This window comes from Acidovorax sp. CF316 (assembly GCF_000276605.1).
Classification (GTDB): Bacteria; Pseudomonadota; Gammaproteobacteria; order Burkholderiales; family Burkholderiaceae_C; genus Acidovorax.
Genome location: NZ_AKJX01000019.1, coordinates 35,342 through 59,707 on the forward strand (window position 1 = coordinate 35,342; position 24,366 = coordinate 59,707).

Here is a 24,366-nt window from a genome sequence, read left to right on the forward strand (position 1 = left end):
CCTGCAGGGGCGCCGTCGCTACATCGCCCGCATGCAATTGCTGGTGCATGCCTGGCGTTTCGCGCTTCCTGTTGCATTTGAGGTCATTTTGTCGCTTGCCTTTGGCGGGCTCCTGGAGTGGGGGTGCTCTTGGACGCATTCTGGGCATCCCCGTTGTCTTCGGCAAGCCAAAAAGACCCATTGCCCAGGGTGCAGGCTATAATCCGATGGTTTTGCATGGTGCAAGACGCACGCCACCGGCCTTTCCAGCGGGTGGCGCAAGTAAAAACCGGGGTCTTCGGCGTTCTGCTGCAGCCCCCATCCAAGGAAAAAACCAAATGATCGCATCCTCCATCAAGGCCGAAGTCGTCAAGGCCAACGCCCGTGCTGCCAACGATACTGGCAGCCCAGAAGTGCAAGTGGCCCTGCTGACGGCCCGCATCAACGAACTGACCCCCCACTTCAAGACGCATGCCAAGGACCACCACGGTCGCCGCGGCCTGCTGCGCATGGTGAGCCGTCGTCGCAAGCTGCTGGACTACCTCAAGGCCAAGGACGCTGAACGCTACACGGCCCTGATCGCCAAGTTGGGTCTGCGCAAGTAATCCCGATTGCATGCCAAAACGCCTGGGTTAGTCCGCTAGCTCAGGCGTTTTTTACTTCGGAGCCGCAAAACAGAGCGAAGCTGTGTCATTCCAACGGGCCTGCCGCCACCGCGCGCAGGGGCAGGTCCGCTGGAATGGCATCGTGTTCTGAATTGCCCTCCACGCCAGGCTGGCACTGTGCTGCCAGCTACAACATAAGGAGCTGAACATGAGCATTTTCAACAAAGTCACCAAGACCTTCCAATGGGGTGACAAGACCGTCATCATGGAAACGGGCGAAATCGCCCGCCAGGCCTCCGGTGCCGTGCTGGTGAACATCGACGACACCGTGGTGCTGGCCACCGTGGTGGCATCCAAGTCGGCCAAGCCCGGCCAGGACTTCTTCCCCCTGACGGTGGATTACATCGAGAAGACCTACGCCGCAGGCAAGATCCCCGGCAGCTTCTTCAAGCGCGAAGCCAAGCCCAGCGAACACGAAACCCTGACCAGCCGCCTGATCGACCGCCCGATCCGCCCGCTGTTCCCGGAGGGCTTCTTCAACGAAGTGCACGTGGTGATCCACACCGTGTCGCTGAACCCTGAAGTCGACGCCGACATCGCCGCCCTGATCGCCACCAGCGCCGCCCTGGCCATCTCCGGCATCCCGTTCACCGGCCCCATCGGCGCCGCGCGCGTGGGCTACATCAATGGCGAATACGTGCTGAACCCCGGCCAGACCGCGCGCAAGAGCTCGCAGATGGACCTGGTGGTGGCAGGTACCGAAGCCGCCGTGCTGATGGTGGAATCCGAAGCCCAGCAGCTGTCCGAAGAAATCATGCTCGGCGCCGTGGTGTTCGGCCACCAGCAGGGCAATGTGGCCATCAACGCCATCCATGACCTGGTGCGCGACGCTGGCAAGCCCGCATGGACCTGGCAAGCCCCCGCCAAGGACGAGGCCCTGATCGCCAAGGTTGGCGCCCTGGCCGATGACAAGCTCGCCGCCGCCTACCAGATCCGCAACAAGCAAAGCCGCACGCAAGCCTGCCGCGAAGCCTACGCTGCCGTGATGGCCGGCCTCAAGGCCGAAGGCGTGGAATTCGACGCCGTCAAGGTCGAAGGCATGCTGTTTGACATCGAAGCGCGCCTGGTGCGCAGCCAGATCCTGGCCGGTGAGCCGCGCATCGACGGCCGCGACACGCGCACCGTGCGCCCCATCGAGATCCGCAACAGCGTGCTGCCCCGTGCCCACGGCTCGGCCCTGTTCACGCGTGGTGAAACCCAGGCGCTGGTCGTGACCACGCTGGGTACCGAGCGCGATGCCCAGCGCATCGATGCCCTGGCTGGCGAGTACGAAGACCGCTTCATGATGCACTACAACATGCCTCCCTTCGCCACCGGCGAAGTGGGCCGCATGGGCTCGACCAAGCGCCGCGAAATCGGCCACGGCCGCCTGGCCAAGCGTGCCCTCGTGGCCGTGCTGCCGACCAAGGAAGAATTCCCCTACACCATGCGCGTGGTGTCGGAAATCACCGAATCCAATGGCTCCTCGTCCATGGCCTCGGTCTGCGGCGGCTGCCTGTCGATGATGGACGCCGGCGTGCCCATGAAGGCGCACGTGGCCGGTATCGCCATGGGCCTGATCAAGGATGCCAACCGCTTTGCCGTGCTGACCGACATCCTGGGTGATGAAGATCATCTGGGCGATATGGACTTCAAGGTCGCGGGTACCACCGCCGGTATCACCGCGCTGCAGATGGACATCAAGATCCAGGGCATCACCAAGGAAATCATGCAGGTCGCCCTGGCCCAGGCCAAGGAAGCGCGCATCCACATCCTGGGCAAGATGCAGGAAGCCATGGGCGAAGCCAAGACCGAGGTGTCCAACTTCGCGCCCAAGCTCTACACGATGAAGATCAACCCCGAGAAGATCCGTGACGTGATCGGCAAGGGTGGTTCCGTGATCCGTGCGCTGACCGAAGAAACCGGCTGCCAGATCAACATCGAGGAAGACGGCACCATCACCATCGCCGCCACCGACAACGCCAAGGCCGACGAAGCCAAGCGCCGCATCGAGCAGATCACGGCCGAAGTCGAAATCGGCAAGGTCTACGAAGGCCCTGTGACCAAGATCCTGGACTTCGGCGCCCTGATCAACCTGCTGCCCGGCAAGGACGGCCTGCTGCACATCAGCCAGATCGCGCACGAGCGCGTCGAGCGCGTCGGCGACTACCTGACCGAAGGCCAGATCGTCAAGGTCAAGGTCATGGAGACCGACGAAAAGGGCCGCGTCAAGCTGTCCATGAAGGCCCTGGCCGACCGCCCTGCGGGTGGTGGTTTCAGCGACCGCCCTGCGCCTGCAGAGCGTGGTGACCGCGAGCCCCGCCGCGACCATGGCCGCGATCGCCAGCCGGTCGACCAGCAACAGCAGCAGCAACAACAGCAGTCGCTGCCGTCGGACGACGCATCGGGCCAGGCGAACGGCTGATTGCCGCCTTGGCTGCCGCCGCCGGGTAGGTCGCTTGCAGCGGCCTGCCGCGGGCGGCGGTCAAGACCGGTGATATCCATGCCATCAACCACGGACCATCCTATGCAAGCGGTGGAGATTTCCTCGTTCGGCGCGCCCGAAGTGCTGCGCCTGGGCGAGCGCCCTGTGCCCGTACCGGCTGCGGGCGAGTTGCTGATCCGCGTGGGCGCCAGCGGCATCAACCGCCCTGACGTGCTGCAGCGCATGGGCCACTACGCGCCTCCGCCCGGTACCTCCGACCTTCCGGGGCTGGAAGTGGCGGGCGTGGTGCAGGCGGGGGATGCCGATGCCCTGGCCCGCTCGGGCCTGGCCATTGGCGACCGTGTCTGTGCGCTGGTTGCCGGTGGCGGCTATGCCCAGTGGTGTGTGGCGCCCGCCGAGCAGTGCCTGCCGGTGCCTGCCGGGTTCAGCGATGTCGAGGCGGCCTCGCTGCCCGAGACCTTCTTCACGGTGTGGAGCAATGTCTTCGATCGTGGCCGCCTGCAGGCGGGTGAAACCCTGCTGGTGCAGGGTGGTACCAGCGGCATCGGCGTCACGGCCATTCAGTTGGCCCGCGCCTTTGGCGCGACGGTGATCGCCACGGCGGGCAGCGACGAAAAGTGCCAGGCCTGCCTCGATCTGGGTGCGCACCATGCCATCAACTACAAGTCGCAGGACTTCGTGGTGGAGGCCAGGCGCATCACCGACGGCAAGGGCGTCGATGTGGTGCTGGACATGGTGGCTGGCGGCTACGTCGCGCGCGAGGTCGAGTGCCTCGCCGAGGATGGCCGCATCGTCATCATCGCCGTGCAGGGCGGGGTCAAGAGCGAGGTGAATGCCGGCCTGGTGCTGCGCCGCAGGCTCACCATCACCGGCTCCACCCTGCGTCCGCGCTCGGTGGCCTTCAAGGGGGCCGTTGCCCGCGCGCTGCGCGAGCAGGTGTGGCCCTTGTTGGCGGCGGGTACGGTGCGTCCGGTCATCCACAGCACCTTCGCTGCGGCCGATGCGGCCAAGGCGCATGCCCTGATGGAATCCAACCAGCATGTTGGCAAGATTGTTTTGACGTGGTGAACATGAAAAAGAAGCTCATCGCAGGCAACTGGAAAATGAACGGCGGCCTGGCCGCCAACGAGGCCTTGCTGCAGGCATTGCTGCAGGGTGTGGCCTCGGCCGCGCCGCAGTGCGATGTTGCCGTGGCCGTTCCGGCGCCTTATCTGGCGCAGGTGCAGGCCCTGGTGGCCGGCTCGGGCATCGCCCTGGCGGCCCAGGATGTGTCGGCGCACGAGCAGGGCGCCTACACCGGCGAGGTGTCGGCCGCCATGCTCAAGGAGTTCGGTGCCCGCTATGTGCTGGTGGGGCATTCCGAGCGCCGCCAGTACCATGGCGAAACCGATGCCGTCGTGGCCATCAAGGCGCAGCGCGCGCTGGCTCTGGGCGTCACGCCCATCGTCTGCGTGGGTGAAACCCTGGCCGAGCGCGATGCCGGCGAAACCGAAGCGGTCGTCAAGCGCCAGCTGGCTGCAGTGATCCACCTCAATGGCCACTGCATCAGCGAGATCGTGGTGGCGTACGAGCCGGTCTGGGCCATCGGCACCGGCCGCACGGCCACGCCCGAGCAGGCCCAGGCCGTGCATGCAGTGCTGCGCGCGCAGCTGGCCGCAGCCAGCGAGCACGCCGACCGCGTGCACCTGCTGTATGGCGGCAGCATGAATGCTGCGAATGCGGCCGAACTGCTGGCGCAAACCGACATCGATGGTGGTCTCGTGGGCGGTGCCTCGCTCAAGGCCGGCGATTTCTTGCAGATCATGGGTGCGGCCTCTGCGGGCCGCGCCTGAAGCTATTCAAATCAGGAGTAAACAGAGAATGAATGTGATCGTGAACGTGGTTCTGGCGGTGCAGATGCTCACCGCCCTGGGAATGATCGGGTTGATCCTGATCCAGCACGGCAAGGGTGCCGACATGGGTGCTGCCTTTGGCAGCGGCAGCTCGGGCAGCCTGTTTGGCGCCAGCGGCAGTGCCAACTTCCTGTCGCGCACCACGGCGGTGCTGGCGGCGGTGTTCTTTGCCGCTACGCTGGCTCTGGCATACTTCGGCAATGCGCGCCCCGCCAGCTCTGGCAGCGTGCTCGAAGCGCCAGCAGCGACTTCGCCCGCGCCAGCGTCTGCGGCATCGGGTGCAGCCCCTGCGGTGATTCCTGTGCCCGTGGTGCCGGCGTCCGGCGCGGCACAGATCCCGACCAAATAATCTGCACTAATTTGGGCCCTGAACTGCAGAGCAGGGTTTTTACGGAGTAGAATCCTGGATTGTCTGGAAAGCCAAAACCGCAAGGTTCCTCATGCCATCCAGGCACATACATCCAGCCGTCGTGGTGAAATTGGTAGACACGCTATCTTGAGGGGGTAGTGGCGAAAGCTGTGCGAGTTCGAGTCTCGCCGACGGCACCAAAACAAAGGCCTCCCCGACATGACCCAGCAAGGGTCATGTCGGGCCAGGCCACAGCGGTGAGCACATCCTCCAGATGAACCTCGATCAGTACCTCCCCGTCCTCTTGTTCATCCTGGTCGGCATCGCCGTTGGCGTGGTGCCCCTTGTCATCGGATATGTCCTCGGTCCCAACCGCCCGGACGACGCCAAGAATTCTCCCTACGAGTGTGGCTTTGAAGCCTTCGAGGATGCGCGCATGAAGTTCGACGTGCGCTACTACCTCGTCGCCATTCTCTTCATCCTGTTCGACCTCGAAATCGCGTTTCTCTTCCCGTGGGCGGTCACGCTCCATGAGGTGGGTGCCGCCGGTTTCGTTGCCGTGGTGATCTTCCTGACGATCCTCGTCGTGGGCTTTGCCTACGAGTGGAAAAAGGGCGCCCTCGATTGGGAATGACAGCGGGCTTCAACAAGGACTGATGCAATGATTGAAGGCGTGATGAAGGAAGGCTTCATCACCACGAGCTATGACTCCGTGGTGAATTGGGCCAAAACCGGCTCGCTGTGGCCCATGACGTTCGGTCTGGCCTGCTGCGCTGTCGAAATGATGCATGCGGCGGCTGCGCGCTACGACATCGGTCGCTTCGGTGCCGAGGTGTTCCGTGCCAGCCCCCGCCAGTCCGATCTGATGATCGTGGCCGGCACGCTGTGCAACAAGATGGCGCCTGCGCTGCGCAAGGTGTACGACCAGATGTCGGAGCCCCGCTGGGTGCTGTCGATGGGCTCGTGCGCCAATGGCGGCGGCTACTACCACTACAGCTACTCCGTGGTGCGCGGATGCGACCGCATCGTGCCCGTGGATGTCTACGTGCCGGGCTGCCCGCCCACGGCGGAAGCGCTGATCTACGGCATCATCCAGCTGCAGCAGAAGATCCGCCGCACCAACACCATTGCGCGTGTCTGAGGGTTGACGATGACATCTGTTGCCATTCGCCCTGAAAAAATCAAGGACACCGTCGCTGCCGTGCTGGGCGACAAGGTCCGCAAGATCCATGTGGCCCTCGAAGAGGTCACCGTCGAGGTCTCCGCCGCCGACTACCTGGCTGCCATGCAGCAGCTGCGCGATGCGCCCGGCTGCCAGTTCGAGCAGCTGATCGACCTGTGCGGTGTGGACTACTCGGCCTACGCCGACGAGGTCAACGAAGGCGCGCGCTACTGCGTGGTGTCGCACCTGCTGTCCGTCAGCCTGAACCAGCGCCTGCGCGTCAAGGTGTTCTGCGCCGACGACGATTTCCCGGTCGTGGCCTCGGTGGCCGACCTGTGGAATTCGGCCAACTGGTACGAGCGCGAAGCGTTCGACCTGTTCGGTATCGTGTTTGATGGCCACAACGACCTGCGCCGCATCCTGACCGACTATGGCTTCATCGGCCACCCCTTCCGCAAGGACTTCCCGCTGTCCGGCCATGTCGAGATGCGCTACGACGCCGAGCAGCGCCGGGTGGTCTACGAGCCGGTGTCGATCGAGCCGCGCGAGATCACGCCGCGCATCATCCGCGAAGACAAGTACGGAGGCCTGCACTAAGGCGCCCTGCGCCCCACGTGACCCACCATGGCTGAAATCAAGAACTACTCCCTGAACTTCGGACCGCAGCACCCTGCAGCGCACGGCGTGCTGCGCCTGGTGCTCGAGCTCGACGGCGAAGTCGTGCAACGCGCCGACCCCCACATCGGCCTGTTGCACCGCGCCACCGAAAAGCTGGCCGAGCACAAGACCTACATCCAGTCGCTGCCCTACATGGACCGCCTGGACTACGTGTCGATGATGTGCAACGAGCACGCCTACTGCCTGGCCATCGAGAAGCTGCTGGGCCTGGAAGTGCCCGAGCGCGCGCAGTACATCCGCGTGATGTTCTCCGAGATCACGCGCCTGCTGAACCACCTGATGTGGCTCGGTTCGCACGGCAATGACTGCGGCAGCTCCACCATCCTGATCTACACCTTCCGCGAGCGCGAAGACCTGTTCGACATGTACGAAGCCGTCTCCGGCGCGCGCATGCATGCGGCGTACTTCCGTCCTGGCGGCGTCTACCGCGACCTGCCGGACAGCATGCCGCAGTACAAGGTCAGCAAGATCAAGAACGCCAAGGCCCTGGAGGCCATGAACCAGAACCGCAAGGGTTCGCTGCTCGACTTCATCGACGACTTCACGAAGCGCTTCCCGGGCTGCGTGGACGAGTACGAGACCCTGCTCACCGACAACCGCATCTGGAAGCAGCGCACGGTGGGCATCGGCGTGGTGCCGCCCGAACGCGCGCTCAACCTGGGCATGACCGGCCCCATGATCCGCGGCTCCGGCATCGCCTGGGACCTGCGCAAGACCCAGCCCTACGATGTCTACGACCGCATGGACTTCGACATCCCGGTGGGCAAGACGGGCGACTGCTATGACCGCTACCTCGTGCGTGTGCAGGAGATGCGCGAGTCCAACCGCATCATCAAGCAGTGCGTGGACTGGCTGCGCGCCAATCCGGGTCCTGTCATTACCGACAACCACAAGGTGGCTGCGCCCGATCGTGAATCCATGAAGTCGAACATGGAGGAGTTGATCCACCATTTCAAGCTCTTCACCGAAGGTTTCCACGTGCCCGAAGGCGAAGCCTACGCCGCCGTGGAACACCCCAAGGGCGAGTTCGGCATCTACCTGGTGAGCGACGGTGCCAACAAGCCCTACCGCCTGAAGATCCGTGCGCCCGGCTTTGCGCACCTGGCCACGCTCGATGAAATGGCGCGCGGCCACATGATTGCCGACGCCGTGGCCATCATCGGCACCATGGATATCGTGTTCGGGGAGATTGACCGATGAGTAACACCGAAGCGAAGAACCAGACCGCTGGCGCCATCACCGAGGCGACGCTCGCCCGCTTTGCGCGCGAAGTCGCCAAGTACCCGCCCGAGCAGAAGCAGTCGGCCGTGATGGCCTGCCTGTCCATCGTGCAGCAGGAGCAGGGCTGGGTCAGCACCGCGAGCGAGGCCGTGATCGCCGACTACCTGGGCATGGCCCAGATCGCGGTGCACGAAGTCACCACGTTCTACAACATGTACAACCAGCAGCCGACGGGCAAGTACAAGCTCAACGTCTGCACCAACCTGCCTTGCCAGCTGCGCGACGGCCAGAAGGCGCTGCACCACCTCGAGAAGAAGCTCGGCGTGACCATGGGCGAGACCACGCCCGACGGCCTGTTCACGCTGCAGCAGTGCGAGTGCCTGGGCGCCTGCGCCGATGCGCCCGTGATGCTGGTCAACGACCGCACCATGTGCAGCTTCATGGACAATGACAAGCTCGACCAGCTGGTCGACGGCCTCAAGGCAGCGGAAGGACAAGCATGACCACCGCCGCACAGATCCTCTCGCAGTTCCAGGCCACCGGTGTCCAGACCTGCTTTCACGACCGCCACATCGAACCGCAGATCTACGCGGGCCTCGATGGCACGAACTGGAGCATCAAGGACTACGAGGCGCGCGGTGGCTACCAGGCCCTGCGCAAGATCCTGGCCCAGGGTGAAGGCGCAGGCCTCACCCAGGACCAGGTGATCGCCACCGTCAAGGAGTCGGGCCTGCGCGGCCGCGGCGGTGCGGGTTTCCCCACCGGCCTCAAGTGGAGCTTCATGCCCCGCTCGTTCCCTGGCCAGAAGTACCTGGTGTGCAACTCCGACGAAGGCGAGCCAGGCACCTGCAAGGACCGCGACATCCTGCAGTTCAACCCGCACATCGTCATCGAAGGCATGATCATCGCGGCCTACGCGATGGGCATCTCCGTGGGCTACAACTACATCCACGGCGAAATCTTCCAGACCTACGACCGCTTCGAAGAAGCGCTCGAAGAGGCGCGTGCCGCCGGCTACCTGGGCGACAAGATCCTGGGCAGCAACTTCAGCTTCCAGCTGCATGCCGCGCACGGCTTCGGCGCCTACATCTGCGGCGAAGAGACCGCACTGCTCGAATCGCTCGAAGGCAAGAAGGGCCAACCGCGCTTCAAGCCGCCGTTCCCCGCCAGCTTCGGCCTGTACGGCAAGCCCACCACCATCAACAACACCGAGACCTTCGCGGCGGTGCCATGGATCATCCGCAACGGTGGCCAGGCCTACCTCGAATGCGGCAAGCCGAACAACGGCGGCACCAAGATCTTCTCGGTCTCGGGTGACGTGGAAAAGCCCGGCAACTACGAAGTGCCCATGGGCACGCCGTTCGCCAAGCTGCTCGAACTCGCCGGTGGCGTGCGCAAGGGCCGCCAGCTCAAGGCCGTGATCCCTGGAGGCTCGTCCTCCCCGGTGTTGCCGGCTTCCATCATCATGGAATGCACGCTGGACTACGACTCCATCGCCAAGGCCGGCTCGATGCTGGGCTCGGGCGCCGTCATCGTGATGGACGACTCCCGCAGCATGGTCGAGAGCCTGCTGCGCCTGTCCTATTTTTACTCGCACGAGTCCTGCGGCCAGTGCACGCCGTGCCGCGAAGGCACGGGCTGGATGTGGCGCGTGATCGACCGGATCCAGCATGGCCAGGGGCGCGATGGCGACCTGAACCTGCTCAATTCGGTGGCAGACAACATCCAGGGCCGCACCATCTGCGCACTGGGTGACGCAGCGGCCATGCCGGTGCGCGCCATGATCAAGCACTTCCGTCCGGAATTCGAAGCGCTGATCCGCCAAGAGAAGACCCCCCAGGCTTCCACCTCCGCCTGATCGCGAGAAACGCATATGGTTGAAATCGAACTCGACGGGCAGAAGGTAGAAGTCGCTGAAGGCTGCATGGTGATGCATGCAGCCGAAAAGGCCGGCACCTACATTCCCCATTTCTGTTACCACAAGAAGCTGTCCATTGCCGCCAACTGCCGCATGTGCCTGGTGGATGTGGAAAAGGCCCCCAAGCCCATGCCTGCCTGCGCCACGCCGGTGACGCAGGGCATGATCGTGCGCACCAAGAGCGACAAGGCCATCAAGGCCCAGCAGTCGGTCATGGAATTCCTGCTGATCAACCACCCGCTGGACTGCCCCATCTGCGACCAGGGCGGCGAGTGCCAGCTGCAGGACCTGGCCGTGGGCTACGGCGGTTCCTCCTCGCGCTACGAGGAAGAAAAGCGCGTGGTCTTCCACAAGGACGTGGGCCCGCTGATCTCCATGGAAGAGATGAGCCGCTGCATCCACTGCACCCGCTGCGTGCGCTTCGGCCAGGAAGTGGCCGGCGTGATGGAGCTCGGGATGATCCACCGCGGCGAGCACTCCGAGATCACCACCGTGGTGGGCGATACCGTGGACTCCGAGCTGTCGGGCAACATGATCGACATCTGCCCCGTGGGCGCGCTCACGAGCAAGCCGTTCCGCTACAGCGCCCGCACCTGGGAACTGTCGCGCCGCCGCTCCGTCAGCCCGCACGACTCCACCGGTGCCAACCTCATCGTGCAGGTCAAGAACCACAAGGTCATGCGTGTCGTTCCGTTCGAGAACGAAGCCGTGAACGAATGCTGGATCGCCGACCGTGACCGCTTCTCGTACGAATCGCTCAACAGCGACGAGCGCCTGACCCAGCCCATGCTCAAGCAGGGCGGCGTCTGGAAGACCGTCGACTGGCAGACTGCGCTCGAGTACGTGGCCAACGGCTTGAAGAACATCAAGAACGACCACGGCGCCAACAGCATCGGCGCTCTGGTCAGCCCGCACAGCACGCTCGAAGAGCTGTACCTGGCCTCCGCCCTGGTGCGCGGCCTGGGCAGCGACAGCATCGACTACCGCCTGCGCAACGCCGAGTTCGCGGCGCCCGAAGGCATCCGCTGGCTCGGTACGTCCATCGCCTCCCTGTCCACGCTGCAACGCGTGCTGGTGGTGGGCTCCAACCTGCGCAAGGACCATCCGCTGTTCGCCCTGCGCGTGCGCCATGCCGTGCGCCACGGCGCCCAGCTGAGCGTGGTCGACTCCTCCGTCGGCGACTGGGCCATGCCCATCAAGCACCAGCTGCTGCAGGACGCCAGCCAGTGGGTGCAGGCCCTTGGTTCCGTGGCTTCGGCCATTGCCCAGGAAAAGAACGTGGCGGCGCCGGCTGGCGCAGCCCAGGCCACCGAGGCCAGCCTGGCCATCGCCCGCTCGCTGCTGGGTGGTGAGCGCAAGGCCGTGCTGCTGGGCAATGCCGCCGCGCACCATGGCCAGGCCGCAGCGCTGCTGGCCCTGGCCAACTGGATCGGCGAGCAGACCGGCGCCACCGTCGGCTACCTGACCGAAGCCGCCAACACCGTGGGTGCCCAGTTCGCGGGAGCCCATCCCGTGGGCAGCGGCCTGAACGCAGGCCAGATGCTGGCCGGCGGCCTCAAGGCCGTGCTGCTGCTCAACACCGAGCCCGCCTTCGACGCGGCCAACGGTGCGCAAGCCGCCGCGGCCATCGGCCAGGCGCAGATGGTCGTGACCCTGAGCCCCTTCAAGGCCAACATGGACATCAGCGATGTGCTGCTGCCCATCGCCCCGTTCACCGAGACCTCGGGCAGCTTCGTCAACGCCGAAGGGCGCCTGCAGAGCTTCCACGCCGTGGTGCGCCCGCTGGGCGACACGCGTCCCGCCTGGAAGGTGCTGCGCGTGCTGGCCAACGTGCTCGGCGTGCCCGGTTTCGACTTCGAGACCTCGCAGGACGTGCTGGCCCGTGCCACCAACGCACCTGCAGGCAAGCTGGCCATGCTGCCGGCCGAGCAACTGTCCAATGCCGTGGCCCAGGTTCCGCAAACTGCGGCACCCGTGGGTGAGCCGGCGGTGGCCTCCATCTACCAACTCGATGGCCTGGTGCGCCGCGCCACCTCGCTGCAATTGACAGCCGATGCCCGCATGGCGGCCGGTGAAGGAGTGGCGGCATGATCGACGCGCTGTACAACGGCGGGCTGAACCTCCTGCCATTCGCCTGGTGGACGGGCGCTGCCTGGCCCGTGCTCTGGATCCTGCTCAAGATCGTCGTGATCGTCGCGCCCCTGATGGGTGCGGTGGCCTACCTCACGCTGTGGGAGCGCAAGCTGCTCGGTTTCATGCAGGTGCGCCACGGCCCCAACCGGGTCGGCCCCATGGGCCTGCTGCAGCCGCTGGCCGACGGCCTGAAGCTGATGACCAAGGAAATCATCCAGCCTGCGGCCGCCAGCAAGGGCCTGTTCGTGCTGGGTCCGCTGATGGCCATCATGCCGGCGCTCGCCGCCTGGGTGGCGATCCCCTTCGGTCCCGACGTGGCGCTGGCCAACGTCAATGCCGGCCTGCTGCTGGTGATGGCGATTACCTCCATCGAAGTCTATGGCGTGATCATCGCCGGCTGGGCATCGAACTCCAAGTACGCCTTCCTGGGGGCACTGCGCGCCTCGGCGCAGATGGTGAGCTATGAAATCGCCATGGGCTTTTGCTTCCTGGTGGTGATCATGGTCTCGGGCAGCATGAACCTGACCGAAATCGTGATGTCCCAGTCCCGCGGCATGGCCGCCGACAAGGGCCTGGTGTTCCTGTCCTGGAACTGGCTGCCCCTGCTGCCGATCTTCCTGGTGTACCTGATCTCCGGCGTGGCCGAGACCAACCGCCACCCCTTCGACGTAGTCGAAGGCGAAGCCGAAATCGTGGCTGGCCACATGGTCGAGTACTCGGGCATGGGTTTCGCCGTGTTCTTCCTGGCCGAATACGCCAGCATGTGGCTGGTGTCCATCCTGGCGGCGCTGATGTTCCTGGGCGGCTGGCTGTCGCCCATCGACAGCGTGCTGTTCAACTGGATTCCGGGCTGGATCTGGCTCGGCATCAAGACCTTCGTCGTGGTCTCCATGTTCATCTGGATCCGCGCCACCTTCCCGCGCTTCCGCTATGACCAGATCATGCGTCTGGGCTGGAAGATCTTCATTCCGGTCACCCTGGTGTGGCTGCTCATCGTCGGCGGGTGGTTGCTCTCGCCGTGGAACATCTGGAAATAAGCGGGGACACACATGACTGCTGCTGTTGCTGCTGCACCTTTCTCGTTCAAGGATTTCTTCAAGAGCTTCATGCTCGTGGAGTTGCTCAAGGGCATGGCCCTGACGGGCCGCTACGCGTTTCGCCGCAAGGTGACCGTGCAGTTCCCTGAAGAGAAGACACCCCTGTCGCCACGCTTCCGTGGCCTGCACGCCTTGCGCCGTTACGACAACGGCGAAGAGCGCTGCATCGCCTGCAAGCTGTGCGAGGCCGTGTGCCCCGCCATGGCGATCACCATCGAATCCGACGTGCGTGACGACGGCTCGCGTCGCACCACGCGCTACGACATCGACCTGACCAAGTGCATCTTCTGCGGCTTCTGCGAAGAGAGCTGCCCGGTCGATTCGATCGTCGAGACGCACATCTTCGAATACCACGGCGAAAAGCGTGGCGACCTGTACTTCACCAAGGACATGCTTTTGGCCGTCGGTGACCGGTACGAGGGTGAGATTGCCGCAGCCAAGGCTGCGGACGCCAAGTACCGCTGAGCGGTCGCGATCCCATCCATCCCGTCGCCAGACTTTCTATAAAGACCTGATTCATGGACGCCAAGACTGGTTTCTTCTACCTCTTCTCGGTCGTGCTGCTGTTTGCAGCCTTCCGGGTGATCACCGCACGCAACCCCGTGCATGCGGTGCTGTACCTCATCCTGGCTTTCTCGCAGGCGGCGGCCGTGTGGCTGCTGCTCAAGGCCGAGTTCCTGGCCATCGCCCTGGTGCTGGTATACCTGGGCGCGGTGATGGTGCTGTTCCTGTTCGTGGTGATGATGCTGGACATCCACATCGACTCCGTGCGCAAGGGCTTCTGGAAGCATTTCCCGCTCGCCGCCTTCGTGGGCGCGCTGATCGCCCTGGAAATGGCCGCCGTGCTGATGGGGGGCTTCCGCGGCATGGAAGAGCCCAAGGCCGCCGCCGTGGTGCTCGACGCTGCCGGCAAGGTCGTGCAGTACTCCAACACCAAGGAACTGGGCAAGCTCTTGTACACCCAGTACCTGTACCCCGTTGAAATCGCCGCCGTGATCCTGCTGGTGGCCATGATCGCCGCCATCGCCCTGACCCTGCGCCAGCGCAAGGACAGCAAGGCCATCAACCCATCGCAGCAGATCCGCGTGCGCGCCGCCGACCGCCTGGAAGTGGTGAAGGTCGCCGCCACGCAAAAGCCCGCACCCGAAGTGCCGGCAGAGCCCGCCGCCGAGGAGAAGAAGCCATGACATTGACCCTGGGACATTTTCTTTCGCTGGGCGCGATGCTGTTCGCGCTGGCTGTGATCGGCATCTTCCTGAACCGCAAGAACCTGATCGTGCTGCTCATGGCCATCGAGCTGATGCTGCTGGCGGTCAACATGAACTTCGTGGCGTTCTCGCACTACCTGGGTGACATGCACGGACAGGTGTTCGTGTTCTTCATCCTGACGGTGGCCGCGGCCGAGTCGGCCATCGGCCTGGCCATTCTGGTGCTGCTGTTCCGCAACAAGTCCAGCATCAACGCGGAAGACCTCAACACCCTCAAGGGTTGATGAGCCACCCGTATTCCCAAGGTTCTCAAGAATGAGTCAAACCCTCTCTGCTTCAACGCTCCTGGCCGTGCCGCTGGCACCGCTGGCGGGCGCACTGCTGGCCGGCATCTTCGGCACGACCTTCGGCGGCAACTGGATCGGCCGCCGGCTGAGCCACACCCTGACCATCCTGGGCGTGCTGGTGGCGTTCATCCTGTCGGCCATGACGCTCAAGAGCGTGGCAGTCGACGGCGCACGCTTCAACGAGACGCTCTACACCTGGATGGTGGTGGGCGGCCTGAAGATGGAAGTGGGCTTCCTGATCGACAGCCTCACGGCCATGATGATGGTGGTGGTGACCTTCGTGTCGCTGATGGTGCACATCTACACCATCGGCTACATGGAAGAGGACGAGGGCTACAACCGCTTCTTCTCCTACATCTCGCTGTTCACGTTCTCCATGCTCATGCTGGTCATGAGCAACAACCTGCTGCAGCTGTTCTTCGGCTGGGAAGCCGTGGGCCTGGTGTCCTACCTGCTGATCGGCTTCTGGTTCAACAAGCCCACGGCGATCTTCGCCAACATGAAGGCCTTCTTGGTCAACCGCGTGGGCGACTTCGGCTTCATCCTGGGCATCGGCCTGATCGCTGCCTACACCGGCACGCTGAACTACAGCGAGATCTTCGCCAAGTCGGGTGAGCTCGGCGGCCTGGCCTTCCCCGGCACCGACTGGCTGCTGATCACGGTCATCTGCATCTGCCTGTTCATCGGCGCCATGGGCAAGTCCGCCCAGTTCCCGCTGCACGTCTGGCTGCCCGACTCGATGGAAGGCCCGACCCCCATCTCGGCACTGATCCACGCGGCCACTATGGTGACCGCCGGCATCTTCATGGTGTCGCGCATGTCGCCGCTGTTCGAGCTGTCGGACACCGCGCTCAACTTCATCCTGATCATCGGCTCCATCACGGCGCTGTTCATGGGTTTCCTGGGCATCATCCAGAACGACATCAAGCGCGTGGTGGCCTACTCCACGCTGTCCCAGCTCGGCTACATGACCGTGGCGCTGGGTGCCTCGGCCTACTCGGTGGCCGTGTTCCACCTGATGACCCACGCCTTCTTCAAGGCGCTGCTGTTCCTCGGTGCCGGCTCGGTCATCATGGGCATGCACCACAACCAGGACATCCGCTGGATGGGCGGCGTGCGCAAGTACATGCCCATCACCTGGATCACCTCGCTGCTGGGTTCGCTGGCGTTGATCGGCACGCCCCTGTTCGCGGGCTTCTACTCCAAGGACAGCATCATCGAGGCAGTGCACTTCAGCCACCTGCCGGCTGCGCACTTCGCCCATTTCGCGGTGCTGGCCGGTGTGTTCGTCACCGCGTTCTACTCGTTCCGCATGTACTTCCTGGTCTTCCATGGCAAGGAACGCTACGACCAGAACCCGGACGCGCACCACGATGCACACCATGACGACCATGGCCACGGCCATGACGACCACCACCACGATCCGCACGAGTCCCCGTGGGTGGTGACGGTGCCGCTGGTGCTGCTGGCGATTCCTTCGGTGGTGGTGGGCTTCCTGTTCATCCAGCCCATGCTGTTCGGCGACTTCTTCAAGGACGTGATCTTTGTCGACGCGGCCAAGCACCCCGCCATGGCAAAGCTGGCCGAGATCTTCCACGGCCCCGTGGCCATGGCCGTGCACGGCCTGCAGACCGCACCGTTCTGGCTGGCCGTGGCCGGTGTGGCCCTGTCCTACTACATGTACATGGTGAACCCGGCGCTGCCGGCGGCCATCAAGCGCATCTGCATGCCGATCTACACGCTGTTCGAGAACAAGTACTACCTCGACTGGATCAACGAGAACATCCTGGCGCGCGGTGCACGGGCCCTGGGTACCGGCCTGTGGAAGGGCGGCGACCAGGCCATCATCGACGGTGCGCTGGTCAACGGCTCCTGGAAGGTCGTGCGCAGCGTCTCCGGCGTGGTGCGCTGGGTGCAGACGGGCTTCATCTTCCACTATGCCCTGGTGATGATCCTGGGCGTGTTTGCCTTGATGACGTGGTTCGTCTGGGGCGATTTCTTCATGCAGCTCATCAAGAAATAAGGAAAAGAACAAAATGGGTCTGTTGAGTCTTGCAATCTGGGTGCCGATCGCCTTCGGCGCGCTGCTGCTCGCGGTCGGCCGCGACGAGCACGCTCCCGCCGTGCGCTGGTTGGCCCTGCTCGGGTCGGTGATCGGCTTCCTGGTCACCATTCCGCTCTACCAGGGCTTCAAGCTCGGTACGGCGGCGATGCAGTTCGTCGAAAAATCCGAGTGGATCGAGCGCTTCAACGTGCACTACCACCTGGGTGTGGACGGCATCTCGTTCTGGTTCGTGCCGCTCACGGCCTTCATCACGGTGATCGTGGTGATCGCCTCGTGGGAAGCCATCACCGAGCGCGTGAACCAGTACATGGGCGCGTTCCTGATCCTCTCGGGCCTGATGATCGGCGTGTTCAGTGCGCTCGACGGCATCCTGTTCTACGTGTTCTTCGAAGCCACGCTGATCCCGATGTACCTGATCATCGGTATCTGGGGCGGCCCCAACAAGATCTACGCGGCGTTCAAGTTCTTCCTGTACACGCTGCTCGGCTCGCTGCTGATGCTGATCGCGCTGATCTTCCTGTACAACCAGTCGGGCGGCAGCTTCGACATCGCCACCTGGCACAAGCTGCCCCTGAGCTCGACGGCCCAGACCCTGCTGTTCTTCGCCTTCTTCGCCGCCTTCGCGGTGAAGGTGCCGATGTTCCCGTTCCACACCTGGCTGCCCGACGTGCACGTGGAGGCGCCCACCGGTGGCTCCGCTGTGCTGGCCGCCATCATGCTCAAGCTCGGTGCCTACGGTTTCCTGCGCTTCTCGATGCCCATCGCCCCGGACGCCGCGCGCGAATGGGCCTGGCTCATGATCACGCTGTCGCTGATCGCCGTGATCTACGTCGGCCTGGTGGCCATGGTCCAGAAGGACATGAAGAAGCTGGTGGCCTACTCGTCCGTGGCGCACATGGGCTTCGTGACCCTGGGCTTCTTCATCTTCAACGACCTGGGTGTCTCCGGCGGCCTGGTGCAGATGATCGCCCACGGCTTCGTGTCGGGCGCGATGTTCCTGTCCATCGGCGTGCTGTACGACCGCGTGCACTCCCGCGAGATCGCGGCCTACGGCGGGGTGGTCAACACCATGCCCAACTTCACGGCCTTCGCTCTGCTGTTCGCCATGGCCAACTGCGGCCTGCCGGGCACGGCCGGTTTCGTGGGCGAGTGGATGGTGATCCTGGGTGCCGTCAAGGCCAACTTCTGGATCGGCCTGGCCTCGGCCACGGCGCTGATCTTCGGCGCCGCCTACACCCTGTGGATGTTCAAGCGCGTGTACCTGGGCCCCGTGGCCAACGACCACGTCAAGGAACTCACCGACATCAACAGCCGCGAGTTCCTCGTGATGGCGCTGCTGGCGATTGCCGTGCTGGCCATGGGCCTGTACCCACGCCCCTTCACGGACGTGATGGACACCTCGGTCGCGGAACTGCTCAAGCATGTCGCACTGACCAAGCTGAACTGACCAGACTGAACTGAGAGACTCGAGATGATTGACAACATCAGCTGGCTAGCGATTTACCCCGAGATCGTTCTTTTGGTCATGGGCTGCGTGATCGCGCTGGTCGACCTGGGCGTGCACAGCCCTCGCCGCACGGCCACCTATGTGCTGACCATGCTCTCGCTGGCCCTGGTGGCTGGCCTGCAGGCCATGTATGCCAGCACCGGCAGCACCTTCTACGGCTTCGGCAACATGGTGGTCAGCGACTCCATGGGCAACTGGCTCAAGTGCTTTGCCACGGTGGCCGTGATGGTCACCCTGGTCTATGGCCGCCCCTACGCGGCAGACCGCGGCATGCTGCGCGGCGGCGAGATCTTCACGCTGTCGGTGTTCGCGCTCCTGGGCATGTTCATCATGATCTCGGGCAACAACTTCCTGATGCTCTACCTGGGCCTGGAGCTCTTGACCCTGTCGAGCTACGCCCTGGTGGCCCTGCGCCGCGACAACGCCACCGCGACCGAAGCCGCGATGAAGTACTTCGTGCTCGGCGCCATGGCCAGCGGCTTCCTGCTGTACGGCCTGTCCATGGTCTACGGCGCCACGGGCTCGCTCGACATCGGCCAGGTGTTCAAGGCCGTCAATTCCGGCCAGATCCGTCACCAGGTGCTGGTGTTCGGCCTGGTGTTCGTGGTGGCCGGCCTGGCCTTCAAGCTCGGCGTCGTGCCCTTCCACATGTGGATCCCCGACGTCTACCAGGGTGCTCCCACGGCCATCACGCTGATGATCGGTGGCGCGCCCAAGCTGGCTGCCTTCGCCATCACCATCCGCCTGCTGGTGGACGGCCTGCTGCCCCTGGCGATCGACTGGCAGCAGATGCTCGCGGTGCTGGCCATCGGCTCGCTGCTGGTGGGTAACCTCGCGGCCATCGCCCAGACCAACCTCAAGCGCATGCTGGCCTACTCGACCATCTCGCAGATGGGCTTCGTGCTGCTCGGCCTGATGTCGGGCGTGGTCAACGGCAACGTCGAGGCCGCCGCCGTCGAGAACGCCTACAGCGCCTCCATGTTCTACGTGGTGAGCTATGTGCTGACCACGCTGGCCGCCTTCGGTGTGATCCTGCTGCTGGCCCGTGAAGGCTTCGAGAGCGAAGAGATCGCCGACTTCGCCGGCCTGAACCAGCGCAGCCCGCTGTATGCCGCCGTGATGGCCGTGTGCCTGTTCTCCATGGCCGGCATCCCGCCCATGGTCGGCTTCTACGCCAAGCTGTCGGTGCTGCAGGCCCTGGTGGCCTCGGGCCAGGCAGCCTACATCGCCCTGGCCGTGTTCGCGGTCATCATGTCGCTGATCGGCGCCTTCTACTACCTGCGCGTCGTCAAGGTCATGTACTTCGATGCGCCGCTCACGGCCACCAGCGTCTCCGCCCCCGTGGACGTGCGCGTGGTGCTCACCATCAACGGCGCCCTGGTGCTGGTGCTCGGCCTGCTGCCTGGCGGCCTGATGGCGCTGTGCGCCGAGGCCGTCGTGCGCGCCCTGGCCACCTGACCGAACGGCCGGAGCGAACCCGTGTCCCTGACCGGTTCCGTCTGGCTGGTGATCGTGGCGGCCTTCATCGCTGCCAACCTGCCCTTTGCCAACCAGCGCTTGCTGGTGGTGGGGCCGGTGGCCCAGCCGAAGAAGGGCCTGCCTGTCCGCATTGCGGAACTGGTGCTGGCGTATTTCCTGGTAGGTGGCCTGGCGTTGCTGCTGGAGCGCCGTGCGGGGCAGATCGCTCCCCAGGGCTGGGAGTTCTATGCCATCACCGGCACGCTGTTCCTGACCCTGGCCTTCCCTGGCTTCGTGTACCGCTACCTGCTGCGCCGCCACGGCTGAGGGCCGGCAGCCCTTTCCCCTCCATTGCGATTCCTCCGACCATGAAAGTGCTCGATCTGCACTGCCACGCGGGCCATGTCTTCGAAGGCTGGTTCGCCTCGGAGGACGACTTCCAGAGCCAGAACCAGCGCGGTCTGGTGCAATGCCCGTTCTGCGGCGACTCGGGCATTTCCAAGCGCCTGAGTGCGCCGCGCCTGAACCTCGGTGCCAAGCCGCCGGCCCCACAGGCACCGGCAAAGCCGGCGATGACCACCCCCACCGGCAGCCAGGATTCCGTGGCCTTGCCGCCCGCCCTGCAGGCGGCCTGGCTGGAACTGGCGCGCAAGATCGCCGCCAACACCGAGGACGTGGGCAACCGCTTTGCCGACGAAGCCCGGCGCATGCACCACGGCGAGACCGAGGAGCGTGCCATCCGCGGCCAGGCCACGCCCGACGAAGCCGCGCAACTGCTCGATGAAGGCATTGCCGTGCTGCCGCTGCCCCTGCCTGTCGCGGCCAAGGAAACGCTGCACTGAAGTGCACCCCCCGGGGCGTGCACGGGACCAGCGCGAAGCCGTTTCAGTCTCCCTGGCGCTGCGCTCAGGACGTGTGGGACGACAGTCCCGTGACCAGGGCATCGAAGGCCACCTTGCAGCGCGGGCTGTCGCGCAGGTCCTCGTGCATCGTGACCCAGGTTTCGAGTGGCAGCGTGAAGTGCTGGGGCAGTACCCGGACCAGCGATGGATCGCGCCTGGCCAATGCCACCTGGCACACCCCGATGCCGCAACCTGCCCGCAGCAGCGCCAGCTGACCCAGGTCGCTGTCGGTGCGCAGCGAGAAGTTGCGCCGCGTCCAGCCTGACAGTGCCGGCAGTGCCTTGCTCGCCGCGCGCAGAAAGGGCGTCTCTTCGTCGAACCCGATCAGCGCATGGTCTGCGAGGTCACCGGGCTGTGACGGTGTGCCGTGCTGTGCCAGATAGCGCTGGTGGGCATGCAGGCCCAGTTCCACGTTGCCCACGCGGCGGGCCACCAGCACATCCTGTTTGGGGCTGGTCATGCGCACCGCGATGTCGGCCTCGCGGTGCAGCAGGTCCTGCACCCGGTTGGTCAGCACCAGCTCGATCCTGAGCCCTGGGTAGGTTTCGCGCAGCCCGGCCACGATGGGCGGCAGCACTTCCACGCCGATGACTTCGCTGGCCGATACCCGCACGGTGCCCTTCACGCCCGTCCCCTGGCTCTCGGCCGCGCGCTGCAGCGCCGCAGCGGTGCTGTGCATCGCCTCTGCGTGGCCGCGCAGGGCCAGGGCCGCCTCGGTCGGCATCAGGCCCGTCTGCGAGCGCGTGAAGAGGGCAAAGCCCAGCGACTTCTCCAGCGACTGGACGTGCCTGCCCACGGTGGGTTGGGTAATGCCCAAAGCCCGTGCAGCACCGGAGAGCGAGCCCTCCACCAGCACGCCCAGAAAGCTGCGGTACAGCTCCCATCCAATTTCCTTGTCCATGCATAAATGTATAGCTGATTAATCATGTTGGGCAATTTCTTTTGTTCTCTCGTGCGCCCAGAATTCCCCCATCGCAACACAGTTCACTGGAGAGACATCATGGAAAACGCACATCGGAACATCGCCCTGGTACTCGGCGCCACGGGGGGCATCGGCGGCGAAGTGGCGCGCCAGCTGCGCGACGCCGGCTGGCAGGTGCGCGCGCTCCAGCGCGGCCTGGCACAGGCGCAGGAGTTGCTCGACGGCCTGGTCTGGCTGCGCGGCGACGCGATGAACCGCGACGACGTGCTGAACGCCGCGCAGGGCTGCTCCGTCATCGTGCATGCCGTCAACCCGCCGGGCTACCTGCGCTGGGCCGAGCTGGTGCTGCCCATGCTGGACAACACGGTGGCCGCCGCGATGGCCCAGCGCGCCACCATCGTGCTGCCCGGCACGGTCTACAACTACGGGCCCGATGCATTCCCTGTGCTGGCAGAGACCTCGCCGCAGCAGCCAGCCACCCGCAAAGGCGCCATCCGCGTGGAGCTGGAGCGCCGCCTGGAGGCTGCGAGCCAGCAGGGCGCGCGGGTGATCGTCGTGCGTGCCGGCGACTTCTTCGGCCCCCAGGTCGGCAACAGCTGGTTCGCCCAAGGCCTGGTCAAGCCAGGCCAGCTCGTGGCCGCCGTCAGCCTGCCGGGCGACCGGGGCGTGGGCCACCAGTGGTCCTACCTGCCCGACGTGGCGCGCACCATGGTCGCGCTGCTGGCTCGCCGCGCGCAGTTGCAGCCGTTTGCCACCTTTCACATGGCCGGGCACTGGGACGCGGACGGCACGCAGATGGCTGCGGCGATCGGCCGCGTAGTGCAGCGCCGCAGCGGCAAGCGGCCCAAGGTGCGCGCCTTCCCCTGGTGGCTGGTGCGGCTGGCCGCGCCGTTCGTGCCGACCCTGCGCGAGTTGCTGGAGATGCGCTACCTGTGGCGCCAGCCGGTGGCCATGGACAACGCGCGCCTGAAGGCGGTGCTGGGCCAGGAGCCGCATACGCCGCTGGACGAGGCCGTGCAGGCGACGCTCGAGGGCCTCGGGTGCCTCCTGCCAGCCCCCAATGCCCAGGTGCTCTCGCCGGCGGGCGCGGCACGGGCCTGAGGAGCGCACCATGGAGAATGACATTCATCCTGCACCCAGCGCCGGCACGCCGGCCATGGCTTGGAGCGCAAGGCTGGCGCTGGGGCTGGTCGTGGCCCAGTTCGCCCTGGCCGGGGCGGCCCTGTACGCCAGCCCCGCGGTGTGGGCGGCGCATGGCGCGGTCGGTTCCAGCGTGCTGCTGCCGGTGGTGGCGATGCTGGTGCACAGCAGGCAAGGGCAGGAGTTTGCCCACCTGCGGCCAGGGGTGTGGGGCCTGCTCGCGCTGTACCTGGCCCAGGTGCTGCTGGCGGTGCTCTCCGAGCGGCCCGAAATGCTGGCACTGCGCGCCGCGCATGTGGGCAATGCAGCCCTGGTGCTGTGCGCGAGCTTCTGGCTGGTGCTGCGCACCCGGGTGACCCGCGATGGCTTGTCGACCGCCTCACGGTAGGGCGGTCGACAAGCCCTGATCCAGAGGCGGTCAGGAACCGGGTCCGGGATCTGGAATGCCCCGGCATGGCCGGGGACGCAGGGTCTATGCCGTGAACTGCAGCGCCGCCAGCCGCGCGTAGATGCCATCGGCCGCCAGCAGGTCGGCATGCGTGCCTTGCTCCACGATGCGGCCATGCTCCAGCACCACGATGCGGTCGGCGTTCTGCACGGTGGCCAGGCGGTGGGCGATCACGAGGGTGGTGCGCTGGCCCGTGTGGCGCTGCATGGCAGTGTCCAGGGCCGCCTGTACCATGCGCTCGCTCCCTGCGTCGAGCGCGCTGGTGGCCTCGTCGAGCAGCAGCAGGGGCGGGTTCTTGAGCATGGCGCGGGCAATCGCGATGCGCTGGCGCTGGCCGCCGGACAGGCGCACGCCGCGTTCCCCGAGGAAGGTGCCGTAGCCCTCGGGCAGCGCCGTCAGGAAGTCGTGTGCAAAGGCCGAGCGCGCGGCGGCCATCACCTCATCGTCCGTCGCACCGGGCCGGCCATAGCGGATGTTCTCCATCGCCGATGAGGAGAAGATCACCGCATCCTGCGGCACCACGCCGACATGCGAGCGCAGCTCGGTCAGGGGCAGGGCGCGGATGTCCATGCCGTTCAGGCGGATGGCACCCCGCAGAGCGCCGTCGCCCGCGGCATCCACGTCGTAGAAGCGCTGCAGCAGTTGGAACACCGTGGTCTTGCCCGCGCCGCTGGCACCCACCAGGGCCACGGTCTCGCCTGCGGCCAGCTGCAGGTTGAAGTCCTGCAGCGCCGGCTGGTCGGGGCGCGAGGGGTAGTGGAAGTCGACCTGGTCGAAGGCCACGGTCAGGCCCTTGCCGGTGCCGGGCAAGGCCAGGGGCGCAGCCGGCTCGGCCACCGGCGAGCGGCTG

At 65.2% G+C, this 24,366-nt stretch carries 25 protein-coding genes and 1 tRNA gene; 24 read left to right on the forward strand and 2 right to left on the reverse strand.

The features are described from left to right. Positions 1-317 precede the first annotated feature (317 nt). The 22 genes from rpsO (at position 318) to PMI14_RS02630 (ending at position 20,946) form a co-directional block, all read left to right on the forward strand. Positions 318-584, forward strand: coding sequence for a 30S ribosomal protein S15 (gene rpsO, locus PMI14_RS02525; protein ID WP_007849123.1), 267 nt, complete (start codon positions 318-320; stop codon positions 582-584). A gap of 208 nt (positions 585-792) precedes the next feature. Next, the gene (gene pnp / locus PMI14_RS02530) at positions 793-3,048 is read left to right on the forward strand and encodes a polyribonucleotide nucleotidyltransferase (RefSeq protein WP_007849124.1); all 2,256 of its coding nucleotides are present in this window, start codon (positions 793-795) and stop codon (positions 3,046-3,048) included. 102 nt (positions 3,049-3,150) lie between these two features. Beyond that, positions 3,151-4,137: an NAD(P)H-quinone oxidoreductase gene (locus PMI14_RS02535; RefSeq protein WP_007849125.1), complete on the forward strand. Its 987-nt coding sequence runs from the start codon at positions 3,151-3,153 to the stop codon at positions 4,135-4,137. 2 nt (positions 4,138-4,139) lie between these two features. Next, entirely contained in the window at positions 4,140-4,901 is a 762-nt protein-coding gene (gene tpiA / locus PMI14_RS02540) for a triose-phosphate isomerase (RefSeq protein ID WP_007849126.1), read from the forward strand. 28 nt (positions 4,902-4,929) lie between these two features. Continuing rightward, positions 4,930-5,310 carry a preprotein translocase subunit SecG gene (gene secG, locus PMI14_RS02545; protein ID WP_007849127.1) on the forward strand — a complete coding sequence of 127 codons (381 nt, stop codon included), beginning with the start codon at positions 4,930-4,932 and terminating at the stop codon, positions 5,308-5,310. Between the two features lie 115 nt (positions 5,311-5,425). Next, a tRNA-Leu gene (locus PMI14_RS02550) sits at positions 5,426-5,510 on the forward strand. Positions 5,511-5,584: 74 nt separating this feature from the next. Beyond that, entirely contained in the window at positions 5,585-5,944 is a 360-nt protein-coding gene (locus tag PMI14_RS02555; RefSeq protein WP_007849128.1) for an NADH-quinone oxidoreductase subunit A, read from the forward strand. A gap of 27 nt (positions 5,945-5,971) precedes the next feature. Beyond that, on the forward strand, positions 5,972-6,451 hold the full coding sequence (locus tag PMI14_RS02560) for an NADH-quinone oxidoreductase subunit B family protein (RefSeq protein ID WP_007849129.1): 480 nt from the start codon (positions 5,972-5,974) through the stop codon (positions 6,449-6,451). A gap of 9 nt (positions 6,452-6,460) precedes the next feature. Next, on the forward strand, positions 6,461-7,069 hold the full coding sequence (locus PMI14_RS02565) for an NADH-quinone oxidoreductase subunit C (protein ID WP_007849130.1): 609 nt from the start codon (positions 6,461-6,463) through the stop codon (positions 7,067-7,069). A 27-nt stretch (positions 7,070-7,096) separates the two neighbouring features. Then, a complete protein-coding gene (locus PMI14_RS02570) occupies positions 7,097-8,350 on the forward strand; it encodes an NADH-quinone oxidoreductase subunit D (protein WP_007849131.1) in 1,254 nt (417 codons plus the stop codon). Further along, the gene (gene nuoE / locus PMI14_RS02575) at positions 8,347-8,874 is read left to right on the forward strand and encodes an NADH-quinone oxidoreductase subunit NuoE (RefSeq protein ID WP_007849132.1); all 528 of its coding nucleotides are present in this window, start codon (positions 8,347-8,349) and stop codon (positions 8,872-8,874) included. Before PMI14_RS02570 ends, nuoE begins: the two co-directional genes overlap by 4 nt. Beyond that, entirely contained in the window at positions 8,871-10,229 is a 1,359-nt protein-coding gene (gene nuoF, locus PMI14_RS02580) for an NADH-quinone oxidoreductase subunit NuoF (protein WP_007849133.1), read from the forward strand. The genes nuoE and nuoF overlap by 4 nt, the downstream gene beginning before the upstream one ends. Before the next feature lie 15 nt (positions 10,230-10,244). Then, positions 10,245-12,380: an NADH-quinone oxidoreductase subunit NuoG gene (nuoG, locus tag PMI14_RS02585; RefSeq protein ID WP_007849134.1), complete on the forward strand. Its 2,136-nt coding sequence runs from the start codon at positions 10,245-10,247 to the stop codon at positions 12,378-12,380. Next, on the forward strand, positions 12,377-13,459 hold the full coding sequence (gene nuoH, locus PMI14_RS02590; protein ID WP_007849135.1) for an NADH-quinone oxidoreductase subunit NuoH: 1,083 nt from the start codon (positions 12,377-12,379) through the stop codon (positions 13,457-13,459). Before nuoG ends, nuoH begins: the two co-directional genes overlap by 4 nt. Before the next feature lie 12 nt (positions 13,460-13,471). Then, a complete protein-coding gene (nuoI, locus tag PMI14_RS02595; protein ID WP_007849136.1) occupies positions 13,472-13,984 on the forward strand; it encodes an NADH-quinone oxidoreductase subunit NuoI in 513 nt (170 codons plus the stop codon). 53 nt (positions 13,985-14,037) lie between these two features. Beyond that, complete coding sequence (locus tag PMI14_RS02600; protein WP_007849139.1) at positions 14,038-14,706, forward strand: NADH-quinone oxidoreductase subunit J; 669 nt, start codon at positions 14,038-14,040, stop codon at positions 14,704-14,706. After that, complete coding sequence (gene nuoK / locus PMI14_RS02605; protein ID WP_005793248.1) at positions 14,703-15,011, forward strand: NADH-quinone oxidoreductase subunit NuoK; 309 nt, start codon at positions 14,703-14,705, stop codon at positions 15,009-15,011. The genes PMI14_RS02600 and nuoK overlap by 4 nt, the downstream gene beginning before the upstream one ends. Positions 15,012-15,042: 31 nt before the next feature. After that, on the forward strand, positions 15,043-17,097 hold the full coding sequence (gene nuoL, locus PMI14_RS02610; RefSeq protein WP_007849146.1) for an NADH-quinone oxidoreductase subunit L: 2,055 nt from the start codon (positions 15,043-15,045) through the stop codon (positions 17,095-17,097). 13 nt (positions 17,098-17,110) lie between these two features. Then, the gene (locus tag PMI14_RS02615) at positions 17,111-18,586 is read left to right on the forward strand and encodes an NADH-quinone oxidoreductase subunit M (protein ID WP_007849148.1); all 1,476 of its coding nucleotides are present in this window, start codon (positions 17,111-17,113) and stop codon (positions 18,584-18,586) included. A 24-nt stretch (positions 18,587-18,610) separates the two neighbouring features. After that, positions 18,611-20,104 (forward strand): NADH-quinone oxidoreductase subunit NuoN, encoded by a 1,494-nt coding sequence (gene nuoN, locus PMI14_RS02620; protein WP_007849150.1) that lies wholly within the window; start codon positions 18,611-18,613, stop codon positions 20,102-20,104. A 21-nt stretch (positions 20,105-20,125) separates the two neighbouring features. Beyond that, a complete protein-coding gene (locus PMI14_RS02625) occupies positions 20,126-20,431 on the forward strand; it encodes a DUF2818 family protein (RefSeq protein WP_007849152.1) in 306 nt (101 codons plus the stop codon). A 41-nt stretch (positions 20,432-20,472) separates the two neighbouring features. Continuing rightward, positions 20,473-20,946, forward strand: a complete 474-nt coding sequence (locus tag PMI14_RS02630) for a DUF1178 family protein (RefSeq protein WP_007849154.1) — start codon at positions 20,473-20,475, stop codon at positions 20,944-20,946. A 64-nt stretch (positions 20,947-21,010) separates the two neighbouring features. Here PMI14_RS02630 and PMI14_RS02635 read toward each other — a convergent pair whose 3' ends face one another. Then, positions 21,011-21,907, reverse strand: coding sequence for a LysR family transcriptional regulator (locus PMI14_RS02635; RefSeq protein WP_007849155.1), 897 nt, complete (start codon positions 21,905-21,907; stop codon positions 21,011-21,013). A gap of 99 nt (positions 21,908-22,006) precedes the next feature. Here PMI14_RS02635 and PMI14_RS02640 point away from each other — a divergent pair, with 99 nt between their 5' ends. Together PMI14_RS02640 and PMI14_RS02645 are read left to right on the forward strand one after the other, a co-directional pair. Next, the gene (locus PMI14_RS02640; RefSeq protein ID WP_007849157.1) at positions 22,007-23,029 is read left to right on the forward strand and encodes an SDR family oxidoreductase; all 1,023 of its coding nucleotides are present in this window, start codon (positions 22,007-22,009) and stop codon (positions 23,027-23,029) included. Between the two features lie 10 nt (positions 23,030-23,039). Further along, complete coding sequence (locus PMI14_RS02645; RefSeq protein ID WP_007849158.1) at positions 23,040-23,456, forward strand: DUF6220 domain-containing protein; 417 nt, start codon at positions 23,040-23,042, stop codon at positions 23,454-23,456. 84 nt (positions 23,457-23,540) lie between these two features. Here PMI14_RS02645 and PMI14_RS02650 read toward each other — a convergent pair. Next, the coding region (locus PMI14_RS02650; protein WP_007849160.1) for an ABC transporter ATP-binding protein at positions 23,541-24,366 on the reverse strand (826 nt) is incomplete at its 5' end.